General features: G+C 66.8%; 18 protein-coding genes. 2 read left to right on the plus strand and 16 right to left on the minus strand.

What is annotated here, in order from left to right; genetic code table 11:
* Positions 1 to 19: 19 nt before the first annotated feature.
* The 9 genes from QNN98_RS10200 to QNN98_RS10240 form a co-directional block, all read right to left on the minus strand.
* Positions 20 to 1348: a hypothetical protein gene (locus tag QNN98_RS10200; RefSeq protein WP_283996968.1), complete on the minus strand. Its 1329-nt coding sequence runs from the start codon at positions 1346 to 1348 to the stop codon at positions 20 to 22.
* A 22-nt stretch (positions 1349 to 1370) separates the two neighbouring features.
* A complete protein-coding gene (nadD, locus tag QNN98_RS10205; RefSeq protein ID WP_227911616.1) occupies positions 1371 to 2030 on the minus strand; it encodes a nicotinate-nucleotide adenylyltransferase in 660 nt (219 codons plus the stop codon).
* A 35-nt stretch (positions 2031 to 2065) separates the two neighbouring features.
* Positions 2066 to 2308, minus strand: a complete 243-nt coding sequence (locus tag QNN98_RS10210; RefSeq protein WP_227911617.1) for a hypothetical protein — start codon at positions 2306 to 2308, stop codon at positions 2066 to 2068.
* 120 nt (positions 2309 to 2428) lie between these two features.
* Entirely contained in the window at positions 2429 to 3781 is a 1353-nt protein-coding gene (locus tag QNN98_RS10215) for a glutamate-5-semialdehyde dehydrogenase (protein WP_283996969.1), read from the minus strand.
* Positions 3778 to 4992: a glutamate 5-kinase gene (proB, locus tag QNN98_RS10220; protein ID WP_227911619.1), complete on the minus strand. Its 1215-nt coding sequence runs from the start codon at positions 4990 to 4992 to the stop codon at positions 3778 to 3780. The genes QNN98_RS10215 and proB overlap by 4 nt, the downstream gene beginning before the upstream one ends.
* A gap of 52 nt (positions 4993 to 5044) precedes the next feature.
* A complete protein-coding gene (gene obgE / locus QNN98_RS10225) occupies positions 5045 to 6640 on the minus strand; it encodes a GTPase ObgE (protein WP_227926138.1) in 1596 nt (531 codons plus the stop codon).
* 107 nt (positions 6641 to 6747) lie between these two features.
* Positions 6748 to 7011 carry a 50S ribosomal protein L27 gene (rpmA, locus tag QNN98_RS10230; RefSeq protein WP_227911621.1) on the minus strand — a complete coding sequence of 88 codons (264 nt, stop codon included), beginning with the start codon at positions 7009 to 7011 and terminating at the stop codon, positions 6748 to 6750.
* An 85-nt stretch (positions 7012 to 7096) separates the two neighbouring features.
* Positions 7097 to 7408, minus strand: a complete 312-nt coding sequence (gene rplU, locus QNN98_RS10235; protein WP_227911637.1) for a 50S ribosomal protein L21 — start codon at positions 7406 to 7408, stop codon at positions 7097 to 7099.
* A gap of 378 nt (positions 7409 to 7786) precedes the next feature.
* Positions 7787 to 11131, minus strand: a complete 3345-nt coding sequence (locus QNN98_RS10240; protein WP_283996970.1) for an Rne/Rng family ribonuclease — start codon at positions 11129 to 11131, stop codon at positions 7787 to 7789.
* Positions 11132 to 11518: 387 nt separating this feature from the next.
* Here QNN98_RS10240 and QNN98_RS10245 point away from each other — a divergent pair, with 387 nt between their 5' ends.
* On the plus strand, positions 11519 to 12178 hold the full coding sequence (locus QNN98_RS10245) for a vitamin K epoxide reductase family protein (RefSeq protein ID WP_442860138.1): 660 nt from the start codon (positions 11519 to 11521) through the stop codon (positions 12176 to 12178).
* A gap of 38 nt (positions 12179 to 12216) precedes the next feature.
* Here the strand turns inward: QNN98_RS10245 and QNN98_RS10250 are convergent, their stop codons facing one another.
* Positions 12217 to 12855, minus strand: a complete 639-nt coding sequence (locus QNN98_RS10250) for a CG0192-related protein (RefSeq protein ID WP_283996971.1) — start codon at positions 12853 to 12855, stop codon at positions 12217 to 12219.
* Between the two features lie 113 nt (positions 12856 to 12968).
* Here QNN98_RS10250 and QNN98_RS10255 point away from each other — a divergent pair, with 113 nt between their 5' ends.
* Positions 12969 to 14069, plus strand: coding sequence for an SDR family oxidoreductase (locus QNN98_RS10255; protein WP_227926135.1), 1101 nt, complete (start codon positions 12969 to 12971; stop codon positions 14067 to 14069).
* Between the two features lie 72 nt (positions 14070 to 14141).
* Here QNN98_RS10255 and ndk read toward each other — a convergent pair whose 3' ends face one another.
* The 6 genes from ndk to QNN98_RS10285 all read right to left on the minus strand — a co-directional run bounded on the left by ndk (position 14142) and on the right by QNN98_RS10285 (position 21542).
* Positions 14142 to 14558 carry a nucleoside-diphosphate kinase gene (gene ndk / locus QNN98_RS10260; RefSeq protein WP_227911625.1) on the minus strand — a complete coding sequence of 139 codons (417 nt, stop codon included), beginning with the start codon at positions 14556 to 14558 and terminating at the stop codon, positions 14142 to 14144.
* 39 nt (positions 14559 to 14597) lie between these two features.
* The gene (locus tag QNN98_RS10265; protein WP_283996972.1) at positions 14598 to 15062 is read right to left on the minus strand and encodes a DUF4233 domain-containing protein; all 465 of its coding nucleotides are present in this window, start codon (positions 15060 to 15062) and stop codon (positions 14598 to 14600) included.
* A 10-nt stretch (positions 15063 to 15072) separates the two neighbouring features.
* Entirely contained in the window at positions 15073 to 16452 is a 1380-nt protein-coding gene (locus QNN98_RS10270; RefSeq protein ID WP_283996973.1) for a bifunctional folylpolyglutamate synthase/dihydrofolate synthase, read from the minus strand.
* Positions 16452 to 19757 carry an isoleucine--tRNA ligase gene (gene ileS, locus QNN98_RS10275; RefSeq protein ID WP_502864685.1) on the minus strand — a complete coding sequence of 1102 codons (3306 nt, stop codon included), beginning with the start codon at positions 19755 to 19757 and terminating at the stop codon, positions 16452 to 16454. Before ileS ends, QNN98_RS10270 begins: the two co-directional genes overlap by 1 nt.
* A 400-nt stretch (positions 19758 to 20157) precedes the next feature.
* Positions 20158 to 20916, minus strand: coding sequence for an SDR family oxidoreductase (locus tag QNN98_RS10280; RefSeq protein ID WP_283996975.1), 759 nt, complete (start codon positions 20914 to 20916; stop codon positions 20158 to 20160).
* 41 nt (positions 20917 to 20957) lie between these two features.
* On the minus strand, positions 20958 to 21542 hold the full coding sequence (locus tag QNN98_RS10285) for a putative endonuclease domain-containing protein (protein ID WP_283996976.1): 585 nt from the start codon (positions 21540 to 21542) through the stop codon (positions 20958 to 20960).
* Between the last annotated feature and the right edge of the window lie 296 nt (positions 21543 to 21838).

A 21838-nucleotide genomic window follows, 5' to 3' on the forward strand; every position in this document is an offset into this window, starting at 1 on the left:
GTCTCCTTGGGGAAATCGGTCAGCCGCCAAGGCCGCCGACGATCATTAGTACTCCGACGATCAGGGCAAGCGTGCCCAGACCTGCAACACCGAAGACTGCAAAGCGCAGCCTCCGGGTACGGCCGAGTCCGGCCGTCATAACATCGAGGGGGTCGAGCCCGAAGGCGCTGCGGGCGCCTACAGGACGCGCCGCTTCTTCGGATTCGAGGGGTGCATTGACCAGCGCGTCGGCGCGGGCCAGGATGCGCGAGTGCCGCACATCCGAGGCGTCCGCCGAACTGCGGCGGGGCGCGGCCGGGCGCTGGGCCGGACCGTTCGCCGGGACTGCGGGCATGGAACGGGCGGCCGGGCCCGCGGGACCGACCTGGGGCGTGGCGGAAGTAACAATCGGCACATGCGACGTGGGCGGCGCCTTCATGACCGGGTGTTCCATCCCCGGAACCTTCACGAATTCCAGCGGTGTCACCATCGCCAGGTTGTGGGCGGTGGTGGGATCGCTGGAGGAGGGCTTGCGCCGCTCGTTCTCCTGCGAGAGTTTCCGGATGGCTTCGGTCCGGCGGTTGAGGACCTTCGCGCGCTCCGCCAAAGCCTTCTGCTGGGCCAGCAGTTCCTGGTCGACGGCGTCCGGGTCATCTGCGGCCATGGCCTCCATGGCGGCAACGTGGTTGCGGGCCTGGCCTTCCAGCGCCTGGCGGGCAGCCAGTGCCTGTTCAACGCTCATGCCCGCAACGTCGGCATTAGGGTCCGCGCCGCGGGCCGGTCCGGTTTCGGCGGCCTTGGTGTCCGCCGGCTTGGTGTCCGCCGGCTGGGCATCGGCAGGCTTGGTTTCGGCGGACTTGGTGTCGCCAGGCTTGGCTTCCGGGCGGTTCCCGGCCTCAGAAGCTGCACCCTCCCGGGTAACTGCGTCCCGGGCAACTGCCTCCGGGGAAGCAGCCTTGCGGGCGCTGCGCCGCGAGGGCGGCGTGGAGGGGGCCGGTGCGGGGACATCCGGTGCGGGGACATCCGGTGCGGAGGTTTCGGGCGCGCGGCGCCGTTCGCGCCGCAGGGGCTCGACGGGAGCAGGTGCAGGGTCTGCGGCGGCAACGGATCCACGCACGGCGGCGGTCCCGGCCTCTGCAGCGCGCTGCTGCTGAAGCCTGAGCTGCCGGCGGGTAGGCGGAGCCGTTCCGGTGTCGCGTCCGTTGTCCCGGCGCTCCTGCGTCTCGGCCAGGGCCTTGGACGCACGCAACGCTTCCCGGTCGCGGGCGCGCTGCTGGGACTCCCGTTCCCGCGGCCCCGCCGGGGAATCGACCGGTACGTCAGCCGCCCGGCGGCTGCGCCGCGGCGCGGACTCTGGACCGTTAGTCATTTCCTACCCATCCGGTATTTGTTTACGCTACTGTTTCGGTTTCCGCCGGGTCCGGAGTATTCCGGCCGGCGGCGTAGAGGCGGTGCTTGGCGATGTACTGCACCACTCCGTCCGGCACCAGGTACCAGACGGGCTTGCCCTCAACCACTCGGCGGCGGCAGTCCGTGGAAGAGATTGCCATGGCCGGCACCTCCATCAGGGATACGTCCTCCCGCCCCATGTTTTCCAGGACGTGCCCGGGCCGGGTGACCCCCACAAAGTGGGCGAGGGACCACAGCTCCTGGATGTCCTTCCAGGAAAGGATCTGGGCCATGGCATCCGCTCCGGTGATGAAGAACAGATCGGCCTCGGGCCGTGCCGCCTTCAGGTCCCGCAGTGTATCAATGGTGTACGTGGGCCCGGGCCGGTCAATGTCCACCCTGCTGACAGTAAACCGGGGATTCGAAGCCGTCGCGATGACGGTCATCAGGTACCGGTGTTCCGCCGGGCTTACCTGCTGCGCCGCCGGCTTGTGCCACGGTTCGCCGGTGGGTACGAAAACCACCTCGTCCAGGTCGAACCGGTCTGCCACTTCGCTTGCCGCCACCAGGTGGCCGTGGTGGATGGGATCAAACGTTCCGCCCATGACTCCCAGACGGAACCTTCGTTTTCCGTTGACGTCTGTCCGCTGCGGCTCACCCATGGGGATAAATGCCTCCGCTGACTGCACCGGGTACGTCAGTCCTGGATTGCCTGGCCGTGGTCATGCTTGTTCGCGAACTGGCGCTGGGGATCCACATGCTCCGCTTCGGCCTCGTGCCGGTTGCCGACGTTGGTGAAGGACACGGTGACGAGCATCAGGAGCAGCAGCAGCGCCATGATGACCCCGCCGTAGACGTACGGGGACACCGGAAGCTCGACGTGGTGTTCTTCGGCCATCTCCGCAGCATGAAGCACGGCGCCCGTAAGCTGGATCAGCATGTATCTCCCCTAGGGATCTGTAGGTTCCGCCGGGTGGCCGGCGTTCGGTTTCTAAGTCAATGGTACGCGTAACGGGATGCACATCGCAGCCGGGCCGCTCCCGGCCGCGGTTGGCTGCCGCTAGCCGCGGATCTGTCCGTCGCCTTGGATGATCCATTTGGTGGTGGTCAGTTCCTTCAGTCCCATGGGCCCGCGGGCGTGCATCTTCTGGGTCGAAATGCCCACTTCGGCGCCCAGTCCCAGCTCTCCCCCGTCCGTGAAGCGGGTAGAGGCGTTCACAATCACTGCCGCCGAGTCGATCTCGGCTATGAAACGTTCCGCGTTGGCCAAGTCATTGGTGATGATCGCCTCGGTATGGCCGGTGGTCCAGCGCCGGATATGGTCCACAGCTTCGTCCAGGCTGTCCACCACCGCCACAGCCAGGTCAAGATCCATGTACTCGCGCCCCCAGTCGGCGTCGTCGGCAGGTGCCGCAGTGACGCCGTCTGGCAGCAGCGTCATGGCCCGGGCATCGGCGTGCAGGCGCACCCCGGCCGCCGCGAGGGCAGCCAAGACGTCGGGAGCGGCCGGAGCTGCCTCATGGATCAGCAGGGTTTCCACCGTGTTGCAGACACTGGGCCGCTGGGTTTTGGAGTTCAGCAGGATCTCGACGGCCATTTCCACGGGTGCGGTGCGGTCCAGATAAATGTGCACGTTCCCCTCCCCCGTTTCGATCACCGGAACGGTGGCATTGGTAACCACGGACTGGATCAGCGAGCGGCCGCCGCGGGGAATCAGCACATCCACCCGGCCGCGGGCTTTCATCAGGACAGCGGCGCCTTCGCGGCCGTACCGGTCCACGCTCTGCACGGCGTCCGCGGGCAGCCCGGCATCCTCGAGTGAATCCCGGATGATCTGCACCAGCACCTCGTTGGTGGCCGCGGCGGCACTGCCGCCCCGCAGGATCACCGCATTTCCGCTCTTCAGCGCCAGACCGGCAATGTCCAGGGTGACGTTGGGCCGGGCTTCGTAAATGGCCGCGACCACGCCCATGGGCACATGCACCTGGCGCAGCCGCAAGCCGTTGGGGAGCGTCTGGCCGCGGGCTACGGAGCCCACCGGGTCCGGCAGGCCGGCCAGGTTCTCCAGTGCCGCCGCGAGGGAGGCAATGCGTTCAGCCGTTAGGGCGAGCCGGTCCAGCATGGCTGCAGAGGTGCCGTTTTCGCGGCCGGCGGCCAGGTCCCGGGCATTGGCCGCGAGGATCACTTCCCGTCCGGCCCTGACGTTGTCCGCAATCCGCAGCAGGGCGCGGTCTTTCCACGCCCGGTTGGCGCGCGCGAGCCGCCGCGCGGCAACCCTGGAACGGTCGGCCACGGCGTGGACCTGCGCTTCGACGTTCTCCGCGGAGACCGCACCGGCTTCGGGCTCCGGCGCTGCAGCTGTCCCGTCAGTGCCGGTGCCGACGCTTGCCTCGCTTGTGTTCACGGAATTCATGCCTCCAGTGTAGGACCGGCACCGGTTTCAGGGGCGGGTACGGCGGTTTGGGCCTGGTGCAGCAGAACCAGGTCATTCACGTGCACCACGGCGCGTTCGTAGCCGCGGCCGAGCTCACGGGACAGTTCCCGGGTGGAACGGCCCAGCATGGAGGGCAGTTCATCGGACCCGTAGTTGCTAAGCCCGTGGGCAATCACCCGGCCGGCGGTATCGGCCAGGGCAACCGCGTCTCCGGGTTCGAAGCGTCCTTCCACCGAGGCGATCCCTGCCGGCAGCAGCGAACGGTGCCGCTCCCCCACAGCGCGCGCGGCGCCGTCGTCCAGCACCAGGGTGCCTTGGATCCGGGCCAGGTGCGCCAGCCATAGCAGGCGGATGGACTGGCGGCGCCCGCGGGTGGTGAACCAGGTGCCGACGTCCTCACCGGCCAGCGCGGCAGCGGCGTTGGCCGTGGAGGTCACCAATGCGGGAATGCCGGATTCTGCGGCAATGGTGGCCGCTTCCACCTTGGTGGCCATCCCGCCGGTGCCCACCCCTGCCTTGCCGACCTTGCCGATGCGTACATCGGCAAGGTCCTTCGGGCCGGTGACCTCGGGAATGCGGCGCGCACCCTCGCCGGGCGGACCGTCGTAGAGGGCGTCGACGTCGGAAAGAAGAATGAGCGCATCGGCCTTGACCAGGTGCGCCACGAGGGCGGCCAGCCGGTCATTGTCGCCGAAGCGGATTTCGTGGCTGGCGACGGCGTCGTTTTCGTTGACGATCGGCAGTACACCGAAGTTCAGGAGCCGTTCCATGGCGCGGTGCGCGTTGGCGTGGTGGGTACGCCGCATGAGGTCCTCGATGGTCAACAGGACCTGGCTCACGGTGACGCCGTGGGCCCCGAACGCAGCCGTGTACCGGGCCATCAGCAGGCCCTGCCCCACACTGGCGGCCGCCTGCTGGGAGGAAAGCTGCGCGGGGCGCCGAGCCAGGCCCAGCGGGGCCAGCCCGGCGCTGATGGCACCGGAGGAGACCAAGATGATCTCGGTGCCTTGCGCGTGCCGTGCGGACAGCACGTCCGCCAGGGACCGCAGCGCCGCATCGGAGATGCCGCCGGCCACGGAAGTCAGCGACGAGGAGCCTACTTTGACCACCACGCGCCGGGCGCGCGCCAATCCGGAACGGGAGGTCAGCGCACGGCGGGCAGGCGGGGGTGATTCGGTGAGTTCACTCATAACCTGCCCAGCCTAAGCGCTGAGCCTCCTCCGTGGCCGGACTGTGAAGGGCTTACTCCCCTTCGTTACCCTCTGCCGCTTCATCGGCCGTTGCGGGGCGGGAGTTGTGCTTGTAGTTCACGGACTCGGTCCAGATGCCGGCACGGCGCTCGGATTCGAGTTCCGCGCGGGCCGCCGCACGGGCGTCCTTGCGCTTCTGGTGGTCTTCGCGTTTCTCTTCGCGGGTGGGGCGGGAGAAGTCCTCCACGCGGATGTCGCTGCCGCGCGGGGAGGCAGCGAGCAGTTCCGCGCCGCCGATCATGGTCGGCTCCCAGTCGAAGACGACGCCGTCGCCCTCGCCGATCACCACGGCGTCGCCGGGCTTGGCGCCTTCCTTGAACAGCTTCTCCTCCACGCCCAGCTTGGCGAGGCGGTCGGCCAGGTAGCCAACGGCTTCATCGTTGGTGAAGTCGGTCTGCTGGACCCAGCGCACCGGCTTCTCGCCCAGGACGCGGAAGAGCGGCTCAAGGTTGCGTTCCTCGCGGCGGATCATGAAGCCGCCCTTGTAGTTGACGCCGCGCGGTTTCAGGACCGGCGGCTGGATGCGCGGCGGAGCCTGCTCGACGGCGTCACGGGCGTCCTTGACGATCCCGGCCATGGCGAACCCGAGTTCACGAAGGCCCTCGTGGCTGGAGGCGGAGACCTCAAACACGCGGTAGCCGCGTTTTTCCAGTTCCGGGCGGACGAATTCGGCCATGTCGCGGCCGTCGGGGACGTCCACCTTGTTCAGTGCGACCAGGCGCGGGCGGCGGTTCAGCGGCACGACGTCGCCGTCGGTGCCGGCGTAGCTCATGTCCACTTCGTACTTCTCGAGTTCGCGCTCGATGATTTCCAGGTCGCCGATGGGGTCGCGGTCCGTCTCCAGGGCGGCGCAGTCAAGCACATGCACAAGGGCGGCGCAGCGTTCAACGTGGCGCAGGAAGTTGTGGCCGAGGCCCTTGCCTTCGGAGGCGCCCTCGATCAGGCCGGGCACATCCGCCACGGTGAAGCGCACATCGCCGGACTGGACAACGCCGAGGTTCGGGATCAGCGTGGTGAAGGGGTAGTCGGCAATCTTCGGGCGGGCCGCGGACATGGCCGCAATCAGCGAGGACTTGCCGGCGGACGGGAAGCCCACCAGTGCAATGTCGGCGATGGACTTCAGCTCCAGGACAATGTCCGCTTCCTCGCCGGGAATACCCAGCAGCGCGAACCCGGGGGCCTTGCGCTTCTGCGAGGAAAGGGAGGAGTTGCCGAGGCCGCCCTGGCCACCGGCGGCAGCGATGTATTCGAAGCCCTCCCCGACCATGTCCGCCAGCACTTCGCCGTCCTTGTTCTTCACGACGGTGCCGTCCGGAACCGGGAGGATCAGCGTCTCGCCGGTCTTGCCGGCGCGCCAGTCGCCCATGCCGTTGCCGCCGTTGGTGGCGTGGCGGTGGGGGGCGTGGTGGTAATCGAGCAGGGTGGTGGTTTGGGAGTCAACACGCAGGATGACGTCGCCGCCGTCGCCGCCGTTGCCGCCGTCGGGCCCGCCCAGCGGCTTGAACTTTTCACGCTTGACGGACACGCAACCATGGCCGCCTGTACCGCCCGAAACGTGCAGCACTACGCGGTCTACAAAGCTGGCCATGGTTCTCCTTCAAAGGAATTTCTTGATCATGCCAATTCTACTTGGCTTAAAAAACGACGGGGCGGGCCATCAAGGCCCGCCCCGTCGGAAAAGCTAATTGCCGGTGATTACTCGGCGGCTGCAGGAGCCACGATGTTCACGACGCGGCGGCCGCGACGGCTGCCGAATTCAACTGCACCTGCTGCCAGGGCGAACAGGGTGTCGTCGCCTCCGCGGCCAACGCCCTCACCCGGGTGGAAGTGGGTGCCGCGCTGGCGAACGATGATTTCGCCTGCCTTGACAACCTGGCCGCCGAAACGCTTCACGCCGAGGTACTGGGCGTTGGAGTCGCGACCGTTGCGAGTGGAACTCGCACCTTTCTTATGTGCCATTTCTTTGCCTGCCTTTGCTAACTGATATTGAAACCCACAGGCGGGATCACTCCCGCGTTCCCGGCTGTGAAGCCGGGGCGGAGGATCAGGAGTTGATGGACGTAACCTTGACCTTGGTCAGCGAGGAGCGGTAGCCCTGACGCTTCTTGTAGCCGGTCTTGTTCTTGAACTTCTGGATGACGATCTTCGGACCCCGGAAGTTCTCGATGATTTCTGCCGTCACGGTAACCTTGGCCAGGTCCTGTGCAGCAGAGGTGACCTTGTCGCCATCAACCAAAAGCAGGGCAGGCAGCTCAAAGGTGCTACCGGCTCCACCGGGGACGCGGTCCAGGGTTACGAGGTCTCCGACGGAAACCTTTTCTTGGCGGCCGCCAGCGCGGACAATCGCGTACACCACTTGGGAACTCACTTCTCTCGACGTTTAATACTTGGATGCGCATTTGGCGGGGCCAGAATTGTGCCCGCCTTGCGCCATGCAGTTCCGCCTGAACCGATAAACGGTTGGAAGGCGTTCGCACCGAAGTTCAAGGCTACGCTAACGGGACCATAACCCGCAAATGCGTTCTGCATATGCACGTTGGACCTGCGCGCCACCGACTGCCAGTGCCACTGCTCGGCTCCTACTTTATCCTATCCGGGCGCTGTTCCCGGCATCGGCCCCTTCCGGCCCTCCGGGCCGTGTCGGACAGCCGCGCCGGATTAAATGCCAAGGGCGGCAGGGTCCATATGGACCCCGCCGCCCAACAGGCACCGGCGCTGCCGGCACCTCGCGGTACTACAGCTCGGACGCGGGCACGCCTACGCCCAGGATGACCGGGGCGCCGGCCTTCTCTTCGCGGGGCGCCGGCGCCGCAGGCTCGGCCGTGACCGTATGCCGGGACGGTTCAGCAGAGGCATAGTGCCGGGGTGCGGTGACCTCCGCTGCGCCCTGCGGGCTGCTGGCAGCCCTGCGGCGACGGGCCGGGCGGGCCGGCGCGGGTGCGGCAGCACGCTGCGAAGCGGCCTGATCCTCACTGCCCTGTTCCGGAGCAGCCTGATCCTCACTGCGCTGTTCCGGAGCCGCCGGAGCGGCCGGTTCGTGGGCAACGGCGGAAGCCACCTCGTTGAAGGCCTCCGTGAGGCTCTCCAGCGTGAGGGCAGGCTCTTCCTTCACCGGGCGGCGGCGCTGCCGGCGCGGCACCACCACGGTCTCACCCTGGATGTTCAGGACGGCACCGGGCTCGGTGTCGCCTCCGTCTGCCTGGGCTTCGTCTGCCCTGGCTGCGGCGGCATCTGATACCCCGTTGCCGTTGGCGGCAGCTTCGACCACCTCGTGGGCGGCCGCGGTTGCTGCGGCAATGCTGGCCAGGGCTGCACGGGCCGCCTCTGCCTTTGCCTGGCGCTCGGCGTCCCCATGGTCCGGCTCCTCCGCAGCGGGCTGCTGCTCAGCGGGCTGGACCGGCTGCACACGGTCCCGATCCCGGCTGCGGTTGCGCTTCCGGTCTCCGCGGGACTGCTTCTCCTGCTTGAGGTGCTGCTGATGGTTGTCCTCGCCAACGGCATGCGCCGGGGCGGCAGCGGGCGTGTGGCTGGTACTGCGGCGGTGTTCCACCGGGACATCCTGCGTGATGACGCCGCGGCCTTCGCAGTGTTCACAGGTCTCGCCGAAGACTTCCAGCAGGCCCGTGCCCATCCGCTTGCGGGTCATCTGGACCAGGCCCAGCGAGGTCACTTCGGCTACCTGGTGCTTGGTCCGGTCGCGGCCCAGGCATTCCACCAGGCGCCGGAGCACCAGGTCGCGGTTGGCTTCAAGGACCATGTCGATGAAGTCGATGACGATGATGCCGCCGATGTCGCGCAGCCGCAGCTGGCGGACCACTTCCTCGGCTGCCTCCAGGTTGTTCTTGGTGACGGTTTCTTCCAGGTTGCCGCCGCTGCCGGTGAACTTGCCGGTGTTCACGTCTACCACGGTCATGGCTTCGGTGCGGTCAATCACCAGCGAGCCGCCGGAGGGGAGGAAGACCTTGCGGTCCAGTGCCTTGGCAATCTGCTCGTCGATGCGGTGCGCGGCGAAGATGTCTTCGTCCTTGGTCCACTTCTCCAGGCGTCCCACCAGGTCCGGGGCCACGTAGGTCACGTAGGCCTCGATGGTGTCCCAGGCTTCCTCGCCGGAAACCACCAGCTTGGAGAAATCCTCGTTGAAGACGTCACGGACCACCTTGATGGTCAGGTCCGGTTCGCCGTAGAGCAGTTCAGGGGGCAGCGTCTTGGTGGACTTGGCCTTGGCATCGATGGTTTCCCACTGGGCACGCAGGCGGTTGATGTCATTCATCAACTCTTCCTCGCTGGCACCTTCGGCAGCCGTGCGGACAATAACGCCCGCGTTCTCCGGCAGGTGGTCCTTGAGGATTTTCTTCAGCCGGTTGCGTTCCACGTCCGGCAGCTTGCGGGAAATGCCGGTCATGGAGCCGCCCGGCACGTACACCAGGTAGCGTCCGGGCAGGGAGATCTGGCTGGTCAGCCGGGCGCCCTTGTGGCCTACGGGATCCTTGGTGACCTGCACCAGTACGGAATCGCCGGACTTCAGCGCCAGCTCGATGCGGCGCGGCTGGCCGTCCAGGCCGGCGGCGTCCCAATTGACCTCGCCGGCGTACAGCACGGCGTTGCGGCCGCGGCCGATGTCCACAAAGGCGGCTTCCATGCTGGGCAGCACGTTCTGGACCTTGCCCACGTACACGTTGCCAATCAGGGAGTCCTGCTGGGTGTTGGATACAAAGTGTTCCGCCAGCACGCCGTCTTCAAGCACGCCGATCTGAATCCGCTCGTCGCGCTGGCGGACAATCATCTGCCGGTCAACGGATTCGCGGCGCGCCAGGAACTCGGCCTCGGTGATCACGTGGCGGCGGCGGCCGGACTCGCGGGACTCGCGGCGGCGCTGCTTCTTGGCTTCCAGACGCGTGGAACCCTTGACGCTGGTCACGCGGTCCGACGCCGGTGCGTCGGCATGGGCGCGCGGGGCGCGGACCCGGGTAACCGTGTTGGGCGGATCGTCGTCCGCTCCCCCGGTCAGTTCCAGATCTGCATCTCCACGCCGGCGACGGCGGCGGCGGCGGGAGGTCACGCCGCCGGCCTCGCTGTCCTCCGGTCCGGTTGAAGCGTTCTCCTCACCGGTGCCTGCCTCGGCCCCGGCACGGCTGCGGCTGCGCCGGCTGCGGCGCGAGCGGGACCGGGTGGAATCGGCAGACTCTTCGTCGTCTTCTGCGGCCGGGTCGGTGTCCGCAGCCTTGACCACGGGCAGGGAGCGGACGGCGGAAAGGTCCGGGGCATGGAAGAGCACCGAGGTGGGTGATTCGGGAACCGCAAACGGATCCAGTGCCGATGCGGGGCCTGCGGGTGCAGCCGCTTCGGTCGCGGCCGACTCAGTTGCGTCCGGGAGTACGGGCTCCGCGGCGGTTTCGGCGGACGGAACTGCTGCTTCCGCAGAGCGGGCCGGACCGGCGGGCGTGCCGGCACGGCGGCGGGTTCGGGTCTTCGGCGCCGGGGCTTCGGCTTCCGCCTCGGGGCGGGCGGCCAGTGTCACTTCATCTGATGCAGGCACTTCATCTGCTGCAGGCACTTCCTCTGCTGCGGGTACCGCGGCATGCACCGGCTCAGCTGCGGCAGCGGAGGTCTCGGCTTCAAGCGCTTCCGCTGGCTTCTTCTTGGCGGGGGCGCGGCGCCGGCGCACGGCCTTGGCGGGGGCATCCGCTTCCACGGCAGCCGGCTCGACGGCGTCGCCTGCTGCATGCTCCTGCGTTACCGCTGCGGGGACGGCCTCCGGACCCGCGGCCGGTTCGGCTGCTACAGATTCAACCGGTGCAGACACGGCAGTCGTGGATACGGCTTTTTTGCGGGGGGCGCGGACACGCTTGGGCTTTTCGGCAACGGCGGCAGCCGAGTCTTCGGCGTCAGGAACGGCGGCAGCTTCCGGCGACTGTTCCTGCGCCGGTTCCTGCGTCTTTGCCGGCGAGGTGACCGGCGATGATGACTTGCGGCGGGTGCGGGTGGCTTTCTTGACGGCCGGCTGGGCCTGCGAAGCCCCTTCCCCTGCGGCGGTACCTTCTGCAACTAGTTCATTGGTCAAGTCGTTCTGGTTATTCATTTAGGCCTATGCTCCGGCCCTGCGGCACTGGCCACATTCCAATGCCGAAGGGCAATGTGTCGGCCGTGCGGTGGCATCGCAGCCTGCCCGCCGGCCGGAAGTCGTCTGGATGTCATCCGAGGTCGCGCCGACTGTGGGGCGCGGGATCACTCGAAGACCAGCGGCACGGCTATGGGTCGGTCTGATCGGCGGATTCCCTGGTTCCCACCCGGATTGATGGGCGAACTGCATGGGAAGCGTCACCGGCAGAACCGGAAGCCTGTCGCTGGACCGATGGCGGAATGTGGTTCCGTCACCAGCCAAAGACATTATCTCACATGGCCGCCTTTTTGGCCCGTATGAACCCTTAGACTCGACGCAGACAACTACTCGGTAAAAGGAGCTTCCGTGCCCTCCAGCGCAGCCCGTCAAACTTCCGGCGTCCGGCCGGCTGACCCCGCCCCGTCCCGGGCGGCATCGGCACAGGCCGTTGGGCCGGAACGGCGGCCCTTTATCTGGACCCTGCTCGCCACGTCCGTAATTGGCTGGCTTGCCTCGGGCATCCTGGTCATCGAACGGCTGCATGTGTACGCCGACGCAAACTACATCACCAGCTGTGACATCAGCCCCTGGGTCTCCTGCGGAACGGTCTTCCAGACCTGGCAGGCCTCGCTCTTCGGCTTCCCCAACCCGCTGATCGGCATTGTGGCCTTCGCCGTCACCATTACCACCGCCGTGGGCCTGCTGGCCCGCGCACAGTTTGCCCGCTGGTACTGGGTGGGCCTGCAGGCAGGCGTCACGCTGGGCATGGTCTTCGTTGTGTGGCTGTGGAGCCAGGCCCTGTTCGATATCTACGTACTGTGCATCTACTGCATCGTGGTGTGGGCGGCAATGATTCCTTTGTTCGTGTTCACCACCATCCGTAACCTTGCAGCGGGCGTCATTCCGGCACCGGCGGGGCTGGTGCGGTTCCTCACGGAGTGGGCCTGGGCCATCGTTGTCCTGCTCTGGGTGGCCACGGCGGCGTCCATCTTCTTCCGCTTTATGAATTCCTTCATCGGAAGCTAACGGCGTAGCCGCCGGCGGCGGTGCCCGGCCCTCCCTGCCTAGCCCGCGTTCGGCATTCCCCATGCCAGCACCACGGGGAAATCCTGGCCTTCCCAGGTCGCCTGGAGCGAGGGGTCCGGTGCCGTGCGTCCGTCCAGGTCAAGCAGCCGGACCACTGAGAGCTCCCAGCCGCTCTGCTCCAGCACGGACACGGTCCAGTCCTGCGGTTCTTCCGCCGGCGCGTCCGCCAGTTCGGCGCCGTCGGGCATCCCGCTGGTGAAGACCCGCATGGACTCGGGCAGCAGTTCGCGCACGCCGTCGCGCTCGGTGTATTGGGGTGCCTGGCCCTGCCGAGAGAAGAGCGCCGCTTCCAGCGCGGCCGCGTACACCGGGTCCCCGGCCGCGTCGTAGACCCAGCGGCGGCCCAGCACCGAGTGGTCCATCTCGGTGATCAGGAACCGCTCCGCACCGGCCAGCGGTGCATCCCGGTAGGTCAGCGGTACCTGAACCACCCGTGAACCGGCGGCAACAATAAGGGTTTCAATCCCCACTGCGCCTTCCGGGTCCTCAAAGCGGAAGGCCCCGAGTTTCCGTGCCGTGACCGGTTCCGTCGAGGGAAACCACCGCGCCCTCGGCAGCCAGTCGGAGATCAGTTCCAGTTTTCCCGGACGCAGCTCTGCGTCATAGATGAGTGCCATGCGGACAGCATAGGCATGATCAGCGCGTGCGGGTGGAATATCCCCGCTGCAATTCCGGTTGCCGCAAAGGAAGGCGCAGGCACTTTCTGCCGCCGGAAACCGTAAGGAGATCCATGCTTAGGACAACATCCGCAGGCCCAAACACACCGGGCACAGCGCTCGTGGCCGGTGCCACCGGAATCGCAGGCGCGGCGCTGGTCGAACTGCTCACCCGGGAGGGCTGGCAAGTGCTGGCCCTCTCACGCAAGGGCGGCAGCCCCGATCCGTCCCGGCCCGGGGTCGTCCCCGTAGCCGCTGACCTGACCTCGCCGGCGTCGCTCGCAGCAGCGCTGAAGGATGCGCGTCCCACGCACGTCTTCTTCACCTCCTGGTCCCGGCAGGAAACCGAAGTCGAAAACATCGCGGTGAATGCCGGCATGGTCCGGAACCTCCTGGCAGCACTGGAAGACGCGCCGCTGGAACACGTGGCGCTGATGACCGGCCTCAAGCACTATATGGGCCCCTTCGAAGCGTACGGCGAAGGCCCCATGCCGGATACGCCGTTCTCGGAAGAGGAACCGCGACTGCCCGTGGACAACTTCTACTACGCGCAGGAAGACGAACTGATGGCCGCGGCGCAGCGGCAGGGCTTCGCCTGGTCCGTGCACCGCTCCCACACGGTGATCGGCTTCGCCGTAGGCAACGCCATGAACATGGGCCAGACCCTCGCTGTGCAGGCCACCCTCTGCAAGGAACTGGGCCTGCCCTTTATTTTCCCGGGCTCGGAAACCCAGTGGAACTCGATCACGGACATGACCGACGCCGGGCTGCTTGCCGAGCACATGCTCTGGGCGGCCACGGACCCGAACACCGCCAATGAGGCCTACAACGTGGTCAACGGCGACGTTTTCCGCTGGCGTTCACTCTGGCCGCGGCTGGCTGCAGAATTCGGCGTTACGCCCGAAGGCTTCGACACCGTTCCCCGTCCGCTCGAGGAGCAGATGGCCGGCATGGAGGAGGCCTGGAAGGAGCTGGCCGTCCGGCACGGGCTCGCCGAAACCGACATCACCAGGCTGGCGTCATGGTGGCACACCGACGCCGACCTGGGCCGGAACGTGGAGGTGCTGACCGACATGAGCAAGAGCCGGTTGGCAGGCTTCACCGGCTACCGCCGCACCGAAGACGCCTTCAAGGAACTCTTCGCACGGCTGCGGGACGAAAAGCTCATTCCGTAGCAGTGCCCCTCCCCCGGGCAGAAAAAGGGCCGGCACCCCGCTGGGGGCCGGCCCTTTTTTCTGCCTGACGGGTTACTTGAACCAGATGCCGATTTCCCGGGAGGCTGATTCGGGCGAATCGGAACCGTGGACCAGGTTCTGCTGCACGGCCGTACCCCAGTCACGGCCGAAGTCGCCGCGGATGGTGCCCGGGGCCGCCGTCGTCGGATCCGTGGTGCCGGCCAGCGATCGGAAGCCCTCGATGACGCGTTCGCCTTCCAGGACCATCGCTACAACCGGACCGCTGAGCATGAACTCAACGAGCGGCTCGTAGAACGGCTTGCCCTGATGCTCCTCGTAGTGCTCTTCGAGGATGGCCCGGGTGGCTGCGGTCTTCTTCAGTTCAGCCACGGTGTAGCCTTTGGCCTCGATCCGGGCCAGGATGGCGCCGGTGAGGCGGCGCTCGACGCCGTCGGGCTTAACCAGGACAAGTGTGCGCTCAATGCTCACGGTGTATCTCCTTGGAAGTTCGGGTAACTGGTTCTAAGCCTAGTCGGTGCCCGGTGCCGTTGAAGGCCCGGCCTCTTCCGGATGGGCCTGCTCCCACTCGGCCTGCATGCGGTCCCGTTCCCGGTTCTCCCGGTCCAGCCGCATCCCGGCCCGCAGGCCGTACCACCAGGTCAGCGCAAACAGCACGCCTACTAAGAACATGGTCGGCTCCAGGAAGCCGGAGGCAATGATGACCAGCTGCAGGATCCAGCCGATCAGCGGTCCGGCCGGCTTGGACAGCACGGCGCAGGTGCCAACCAGTGCCGCCGCCAGCAGGATGCCCCCGCCCAGCAGCAGCACGGGCGAAACGGTCCCGCGGTGCAGGCCGAAAACGGCGAGGGTCCCGAAAAGCACTACGAACGCTTCGAGTGTCAGCACCGTGGATGCGAACATTACCTTCACCGAACGGCGCTTCTTGGGCATGCCCGGACGCCATTCGCGCTGCGCCTTGGTCAGTTTTGCCATATCTGCGAACCTACTTTCCGAGGAGGGTGCGCGCTTCGGCGACCAGGGTAATGGAACCGACCACCAGGACACCGCCGGCAAGGTCGTTGTTCTCTTCGGCCTTGGCCACGGCCAGCTCCAGTGCGTTGTCCAGTCCTGCTTCGACCCGGATGTCCTCGTCCGCGAAACCGGCGTCCACTGCGTCCTGGACCAGTTCCTCGGCGGGGATTGCCCGCGGGGAATTGGACTGGGTCAGCACAACGCTGCTGACCAGGTCCCCAAGCTGCTCACGCAGCTCGCTGAGGATCCCGACGGCGTCCTTCTCCGCCAGGATCCCCACCACCAGCACCAAAGTGGTGAAGTTGAAGGACTCACGCAGCGCCTCGGCCGAGGCGCGGGCGCCCGCCGGGTTGTGCGCGGCGTCGACCACGATGGTGGGCGCGGTGCGGACCACTTCCAGGCGGCCGGGCGAGGTGACGGTGGAGAACCCGGTACGGAGCAGTTCGACGTCGAGCTCCTTGGAACCGCCGCCGATAAACGCTTCCAGGGCCGCGACGGCAACTGCCGCGTTCTGCGCCTGGTGCGCGCCGTGCAGGGGAACCAGCAGCTCCTCGTAGCGCCCGGCCAGGCCGTTGACGGTGACCATCTGTCCGCCCACGGCCATCACGCGGGATTCGACGCCGAACTCCACGCCTTCGAACCGGAACGGTACGCCCGTCTCGCGTGCCTTCTCCAGCAGCACCGTCGCGGCCTCCATGGGCTGCGCGGCGCTGATCAGGAAACCGCCCTCCTTGATGATGCCCGCCTTCTCATAGGCGATGTCGGCGACGTCGTCACCGAGCAGTTCGGTGTGGTCCAGCGAGATGGGCGTAATGACGGAAACGGTGCCGTCGCCCACGTTCGTGGCATCGGTGATGCCGCCCAGTCCCACCTCAATGACTGCCGCGTCCACGGGCTCGTCCGCGAAGACGGCGAACGCCAGGATGGTCAGGGCCTCGAAGTAGGTCAGCCGCGGCTCCCCCGCTGCTTCCAGCTCGCCGTCGACAATGTCCAGGTAGGGGCGGATTTCATCCCAGATCCGGACAAACGTTTCGTCACTGACGGGCTCGCCGTCAATGCTGATCCGCTCCGTCACCCGGGTCAGGTGCGGGCTGGTGTAGCGGCCGGTCCGCAGCCCGTAGGCGCGCAGCCCGCCTTCAATCAGGCGGGCCGTGGACGTTTTGCCGTTGGTGCCGGTGATGTGGATGATCGGGAACGCCTTGTTGGGTTCCCCCAGCACTTCCATGGCCCGGAAGAGCGGAGCCAGGCGCGGCTCCATCTTGTTTTCCGGGGCACGGCTGAGCAGCTCGGCGTACACGCTCTCCACCGAGAAACCGTCAATCGAACCGGACGGACGGTCTGCTGCGCTCATTAGATCTTCTCCACTGTGACGATGAATTTCCCGCTGTCCTTCTCGTCGTCCGTGACCGTGAGGTCACCGACAACAATCAGGTCCGCGGTGAGGGTTTCAGCCTTGATCAGGCTGATGTTGGCCTCGAGGGCTGCTGCTTCCGCTTCGCCGGTGCTGATCCGGGTGCGGATGCGGTCGCTGATGTGCAGGTCGGCGTCCCGGCGGGCCTGCTGGATGGCGCGGATGCCGTCGCGGGCGGTACCCTCGGCGGCCAGTTCGGGGGTGACCTCGGTGTTCAGCACCAGGAACCCGCCGCCCGGCAGCACGGCAACGGCCTTGGCCGATTCACCTTCGCCGGACTCCACCACGGTTTCGAGCGTGTACTCGTGCTCTTCAAGGGCGAGCCCGCCCGCGGTGACCGTGCCGGCGTCGTCCACTGACCAGTCGCCCGATTTGGCGGCCTTGATGGCCGTCTGCACGTTCTTGCCCAGCCGGGGGCCGGCAGCGCGGGCGTTAACCACGAGCTTCTGGCTGATGCCGAACTCGGCCGGGTCCGCGGACGCGGCGTCTACCAGGCGCACGTTCTTCAGGTTCAGTTCGTCGGCGATGATCGCGGCGAACTGGCCCGTAAGGGACTGTGCGTCAGGCGCGACGACGGTCATTTCGGACAGCGGCAGGCGGACCCGCAGGTTCGCGCCCTTGCGCAGGGAGGAACCCACCGAGGCAATGCGGCGGGTCAGGTCCATCCGTGCCACCAGGTCCGGATCCTTCGGGAACAGGTCCGCATCCGGCCAATCCGTCAGGTGCACCGAGCGTCCGCCGGTCAGGCCCCGCCAGATTTCCTCACCGATAAGCGGCAGCAGCGGGGCAGCCACGCGGCACACCGTTTCCAGGCACGTGTACAGCACGTCGAACGCCTGCGGATCTTCGTCGAAGAACCGGGTGCGGCTGCGGCGGATGTACCAGTTGGTCAGCGTGTCCATGTAGGCGCGCAGGATCTCGCACCCCACGGACACGTCGTAGGTGTCCAGGGCCGTGGTTATTTCCCGCACCAGGTCGCCGGTGGCGGCGAGCAGGTAGCGGTCCAGCGGCTCGGTGGAGTCGTAGCGGGCCTTCGCCTCGTAGCCGTTGCCGTTGTTCGCGGCGTTGGTGTACAGGCTGAAGAAGTGCCAGACGTTCCACAGCGGCAGGATGGCCTGGCGGACGCCGTCGCGGATGCCCTGTTCGGTGACAATCAGGTTGCCGCCGCGCAGGATGGGCGAGGCCATCAGGAACCAGCGCATGGCATCGGAGCCGTCGCGGTCCAGGACCTCGGACACGTCGGGGTAGTTGCGCAGCGACTTGGACATCTTCTGCCCGTCGGAGCCCAGGACAATGCCGTGGCTGCTGACGTTGCGGAACGCCGGCCGGTCAAACAGTGCAGTGGCGAGCACGTGCAGCGTGTAGAACCAGCCGCGGGTCTGGCCGATGTACTCCACGATGAAGTCGCCCGGGTTGTGGTGCTCGAACCAGTCGGCGTTCTCCATCGGGTAGTGGACCTGGGCGTACGGCATGGATCCGGAGTCGAACCAGACGTCCAGCACGTCCTCCACGCGGCGCATGGTGGACTGGCCCTCTTCCGGGGTGCGGGGGTCGTCCGGGTTGGGCCGGGTCAGCTCGTCGATAAACGGGCGGTGCAGGTCCGGCTTGCCCTCCTTGTTCAGCGGCAGGCGGCCGAAGTCGGCTTCCATTTCGGCCAGCGAACCGTAAACGTCGGTACGCGGGTAGTTGGGGTCATCCGAAACCCAGACCGGGATGGGGCTGCCCCAGTAGCGGTTGCGGCTGATGGACCAGTCGCGGGCGTTTTCCAGCCACTTGCCGAACTGGCCGTCCTTGACGTTCTCCGGGATCCAGTTGATCTGCTGGTTCAGTTCGACCATGCGGTCCTTGATCTTGGTGACCTCCACGAACCAGGAGGAGACAGCCTTGTAGATCAGCGGGTTCCGGCACCGCCAGCAGTGCGGGTAGCTGTGCTCGTAGCTGGCCTGGCGAAGCAGCCGGCCTTCGGCCTTCAGCACCTTGGTGATGGGTTTGTTGGCATCGAAGACCTGCAGGGCGGCGATGTCCTCCAGCGCGGTCTGGGCGAACATGGGCAGGAACTTGCCGCCCTCGTCCACGGACAGGATCACGGGGATGCCGTTCTCCTCGCAGACCTTCTGGTCATCTTCACCATAGGCCGGAGCCTGGTGGACAACACCGGTGCCGTCGGTAGTGGTGACGTAGTCCGCCGTGACTATCCGCCAGGCGTTTTCGGTGCCCCACTTTTCGGTGTCGGTGTAGATGTTCCACAGCGGTTCGTACCGCAGCCCGGCAAGGTCCTTGCCCAGGTGCACGGCGCTGACGGAGGCGCGGGCGGCCTCGGCGTCGTCGTACCCCAGGTCCTTGGCGTAGGAACCGACGAGGTCCTCGGCCAGGAGGAACCGGCCCTCCCCTGCCTGCGTGCCGTTCGGGCCAGCGGGCACGACGGCGTAGCGGACCTCGGGTCCGACGGCGAGGGCCATGTTGGTGGGCAGGGTCCACGGCGTGGTGGTCCACGCGATGGCTTTGACGCCCTCGAGTTCGGCGGAGAGTACGTTGTCTCCGGCGACCAGCGGGAACGTGACAGTGACCGTCTGGTCCTGGCGCATCTTGTAGACGTCGTCGTCCATGCGCAGCTCATGGTTGGACAGCGGCGTCTCGTCCTTCCAGCAGTACGGAAGCACGCGGAAACCGCTGTAGGTCAGGCCCTTTTCATGCAGGGTCTTAAACGCCCAGATGACCGACTCCATGTACTCGACGTTGAGCGTCTTGTAGTCGTTTTCGAAGTCCACCCAGCGGGCCTGGCGGGTGACGTAGTCCTGCCACTCGCCGGAGTACTTCATCACCGAGGCACGGCAGGCATCGTTGAACTTGTCGATGCCCATCTTCTCGATCTGGACCTTGTCGCTCATGCCCAGCTGCTTCATGGCTTCGAGCTCGGCGGGCAGCCCGTGGGTGTCCCAGCCGAAGCGGCGCTCCACGCGGCGGCCGCGCTGCGTCTGGTAGCGGGCAACCAGGTCCTTGACGTAGCCGGTCAGCAGGTGGCCGTAGTGCGGCAGGCCGTTGGCGAAGGGCGGGCCGTCGTAGAAGACAAACTCATTGTCGCCGTCGCGGCCGGCGGGGCGGGCATCGATGGAGGCCTGGAAAGTGCCGTCCTGGTCCCAGTACTTCAGAACGCGTTCTTCGAGTTCGGGGAACCGGGGCGAGGAGGGGACGGCAGCGCCGTCGCCGGTGCTGGCTTTGGGGTATACAGAAGGCATTTTCGACATCCTGGTAGCGGCAAGTAAATCTGGCTGTGGAATTCAGGATGCGAGGGCGGCGTTTCCGGACCGCCCCGAAGGACGGCGGTAAACCGCGGTACCACCTCGCTTGCCGCCGTGTGCACACCGGCCGGGGCCGGGATACGCGCGACTGCCGCTCGTTGACTGCTGTGACGGGCTTACCCGTCCGGTTCTACTGGGCCTGCCGCCGTACGTTTGGCTGCCTGCTGTTCTTCCGGAAGCTCACCGGTGATGGCCGGGTCAGTGCTGCTTCGCACAAGTTTAGGCCACGCCCGCGCCGGTTGTCGAAGCACTGCCCCTGGCAGGCGAACCGGGCGCGGCGAAAGCCTGCCCACCGAGTCTGCCGCGGGGGCAGGCTTCGCCCGGTTACTGCCCGGTTACTGCCCGGTTACTGCCCGGTGCGGATGACTTTGTGCTGGGCCGCCTGGGCCAGCGGGCGCAGCACAACCTGGTCCAGGTTCACGTGGTGCGGCAGGTTCAGGGAAAAGGCCATCACTTCGGCGACGTCCTCGGCGGTGAGGGGCTTCTTCACTCCGGCGTACACCTTGTCGGCCGCGGCCGGATCGCCCAGCCGGTTCAGGGAGAACTCCTCGGTCCGCACCATGCCGGGGGCAATCTCGATGACGCGCACGTTGTGCTCGGCTTCCTCCAGCCGCAGGGTCCGTGCAAGCATTTCCTCGCCCGACTTGGCCGCGCAGTAGCCGGCGCCACCCTCATAGGCAGTGGACGCCGCCGTCGAGGTCAGCAGCAGCACGGAGCCGCGTCCGCTGTCCCGCAGGGCGGGGAGGAAGGCCTGGGTCATCCGCAGGGCCCCGAGGACGTTGACGTCGTACATCCGCTGCCAGTCGCTGATGCTTCCGGTGGCCACCGGGTCCAGTCCGAAGGCTCCGCCTGCGTTGTTGATCAGGGCATCCACTCCCCCGTCCGCCAGGACCTCGCTGGCCAGCCGCGCCACGGAGGCGTCATCGGTGACGTCCGCTGCCATGGCGACGGCGCCGGTCTCCTCTGCGAGCGCCTGCAGCCGGTCTGCGCGGCGGGCCACCGCCACCACGTCCCAGCCCGAGGCACGCAGCGCCCGCACTGCGGCGGCTCCAATGCCTGAACTTGCTCCGGTTACTACGGCCCGCTTGGGTGTGATCTCAGTCATGGGAGCTACTTTAGCCAGCGTTTGCCTCTTCCCCGTGTTCGTTACGGACCGGTTCGTGGGCCCAGACCGCCGGCGCCTGCCGCATCCGGTCCCAGACGGGGGTAGAGCGGATTCCAGGTCCGGCACGTGCGATGTACCAGTTCGATGAAGCTGACCGGACTGTGCAGGATCATCTCGGCAGTAACCCGTAAGGTGACCAATCCGCCGGAGGTCGAGCAGTTCCAGCGCTGCCGGTCTTTCCGGTATTCCGTCCGCCCGCTGTGGAAGGCGTAGCCGTCAATCTCAACGATCAGCCATCCGTCAATGAGGAAGTCCACGCGGCCTACTCCGGGCAGCAGCACCTCCTCCTGCGGGCGGAAACCGGCGGCAAGGAGGTGGAACCGGGCACAGACCTCCAGAGGGGAGGCAGTCGTCCGGCGCACGGTTTCAAGCAGTCGGGCGATTCGCCAGTCCCTCGGTCCTGAAAATTCCTGTTTCAGGGTTTCCAGCCCCACGGCGTTGCAGACCACGGCGGACTCAGCGATCACCAGGGCTTCCACGCTGGGAAGACAGCGGAACGCGTCGCGGACAATCTCCCGGGGTGCTGCTATCAGCCGGTGGCCCGAGCGGCGCCCACGATGCAGCACTGCGTCCGGGAGGGTGAGTGCCCTGTCGCACCGGAGATGAACCGTGCCGGCCGGTGCCAGCACCCACCAGCCCAAGAGGGAGGCCGCGGAAACGCAGGACAGCGATGCCCCGTTGCAGGCCGCCCCAATCAGGGCCGGATCGGCACCTTCCAATGCCAGGAGGCCCCGACCAACATGCCGAAGTAGCCCGGAACGCACGGCCGCATCCACCTGCCGCTGGGAAAACCCGTTTGCTATGAGGGTGTGTTGCCTGGCCAGACAGTGCCTGGACCTGAGGAATGCCTCGAGTTCCTGCA

This window comes from Arthrobacter sp. zg-Y1143, from assembly GCF_030125565.1.
In the GTDB taxonomy this organism is placed as follows: Bacteria; Actinomycetota; Actinomycetes; order Actinomycetales; family Micrococcaceae; genus Arthrobacter_B.